We start from the raw sequence: 1,380 nt of genomic DNA on the forward strand, positions 1-1,380 counted from the left end.
GCACGCGGGCGCCCATTCGCCCGCCTGCTGCGCGGCGGGCGCCGCTATGCCCTGCCCTGGCTGTCGCTGCGGCGCTGGCGGGTGCGCCTGCTGCTGGTGGGCGCGGCCTTGCTCGCCGGACTGGTCGCGATCGCCTTCGCGATCGGCGCCGAGCTGGCGATCGCCGCCCACGCCGGGCTGATCCGCGAGCGCCCCTGGCTCACCCTGCTGATCGCGCCCGCCGGCTTCGCCGCGCTGGCGTGGATCTCGCGCCGCTTCTTCCCCGGTACCGAGGGCAGCGGCATCCCGCAGGCGATCGCGGCGTCGATGTCGGATGACGGCCGCGTGCGCCGCCAGCTGCTGTCGCTGCGCATCGCGCTGGCCAAGGTCTTCCTGACCCTGGGCGGGCTGCTCAGCGGCGCCTCGGTGGGTCGCGAGGGCCCTTCGGTGCAGATCGGCGCCTCGGTGCTGCACCTGCTCGCCAGCCGCAAGCGCCACCGCCGCATCGCCTCCAGCCGCGACCTCATCGTCGCCGGCAGCGGCGCCGGCATCGCCGCGGCCTTCAACACCCCGCTCGGCGGCATCATGTTCGCGATCGAGGAGATGTGCCGCTACCGTGCCTTCCAGGCCAACAGCACCACGCTCACCGCGGTGATCTTCGCCGGCCTGATGTCGCTCGCCGTGCTGGGCAACTACACCTACTTCGGCCGCACCCTGGCGAGCCTGGGCTGGCCCGACGGGATCTGGCCGGTGCTCGCCTGCGGGGTGGCCGGCGGCCTGCTCGGCGGCATCTTCACGCGCGTGCTGGTGGCGTCCGCACGCGGCCTGCCCGGCCGCCTCGGCAGGATCGCCGAGGGCCAGCCGGTCGCCTTCGCGGCGATGTGCGGCCTGCTCACCGCGTTGATCGGACTGGCCAGCGGCGGCGTCACCTACGGCACGGGCTATGCGGAATCCAAGGCCGCGCTCGAGGGCAGCGCGGCCTTGCCGGCGGCCTTCACGCTGATGAAGCTGGCGGTGATCTGGCTGGTCTTCGCGTCCAAGATCCCCGGCGGCATCTTCGCCCCCGCGCTCGCGGTGGGCGCCGGCCTGGGCGCCGACCTCGCCCTGCTGCTGCCGGGCGAGCAGGACGCGGCGATCCTGGTGCTGGGCATGGTGGCCTTCCTCGCGGCGATGACGCAGACGCCGATCACCTCCTTCGTGATCGTCATGGAGATGACCGCCAACCACCAGATGCTGCTGCCGCTGATGGCCACCGCGGTGGTGGCCCACGGCGTGGCGCGCTCGGTGGCGCCGGTACCGCTCTACCACGCGCTCTCCCACCCCTGGCTGCGGCGCGCCGAGAAGCGGGCGCACGAAAAACGCCCGCGCCCTGCGCACCCCCCGGTGGGTGCGCAGGGCGCG

The 1,380-nt window shown here is 74.1% G+C and carries 1 protein-coding gene; it reads left to right on the top strand.

The features are described from left to right. Positions 1-24: 24 nt before the first annotated feature. Positions 25-1,380 (top strand): chloride channel protein (locus C665_RS19575; RefSeq protein WP_083854737.1); only part of this gene is annotated, 1,356 nt, incomplete at its 3' end.

It is taken from the genome of Thauera aminoaromatica S2 (assembly GCF_000310185.1).
Lineage (GTDB): Bacteria > Pseudomonadota > Gammaproteobacteria > Burkholderiales > Rhodocyclaceae > Thauera > Thauera aminoaromatica.